The organism is Proteus sp. MB838 (assembly GCF_054767435.1).
In genome coordinates, this window is sequence record NZ_BAABMO010000100.1 from 1 (window position 1) to 718 (window position 718).

General features: G+C 38.2%; 1 protein-coding gene. It reads left to right on the forward strand.

Translation table 11 applies throughout. The annotated features are described in order from the left end of the window. The first annotated feature begins 89 nt into the window (after window positions 1-89). Window positions 90-632 (forward strand): hypothetical protein, encoded by a 543-nt coding sequence (locus tag ACYUCW_RS18080; RefSeq protein WP_460409181.1) that lies wholly within the window; start codon window positions 90-92, stop codon window positions 630-632. Window positions 633-718: the final 86 nt, after the last annotated feature.

Consider the following 718-nt stretch of genomic DNA (forward strand, 5'->3'; position numbering starts at 1 on the left):
CGCCTGACGTGGTTAAAAGCAGGCACAGTTAACTAATTACAGTCCATTCTGTGGGCTGTGGTGAGTTGATTAATAGATAGGAGATAGAGATGGAGTTAAAGATAGATAGAGGCACTCTACTTGCTGTCATGGAGTGTATGGCAATAAGAGATATTCGCTACTACATTTGCGGTATCTGCTTTCTACCTAACGGAAAAGTGGCTGGCACAGATGGCCACATGTTGGCATACGGCGAACACGATAACGAAATTGAAAATGAAGTTATTTTATCAGTGGGTAAATTACCAACTAAGCAATTCGATTATGCAATTTTCGATACTGATGACGGAATTGTTAGGTTGTTTTCAGATGAAAATACGCTAATAGGTGTTTCAATGTGTAGTGTTATCGACGGGCGCTTCCCACACATCGACAAGCTAATCGAAAAAACAAGAAAAATGAAAGAAAACTTACCATTCAAAATAGGTATTAACGTTTCATTTCTTACCAAATTACAGAAGATAGCAAAGTATGTTAACCCTAAAATGCCAGCTATCGAACTTCAATTCAAAACAGGTCAAGACGCTATCATTTGCGACATATTCAACCCATGCAAGCCAGTATCGGTATTGATTATGCCAATGCGTATTTAGTTAATAACGGAGGGAGTATGACATCCCTCGTTCAGCAGTAACCCACCCTATATTTAGATATATAAACAAGACATTTCGTAATTAAT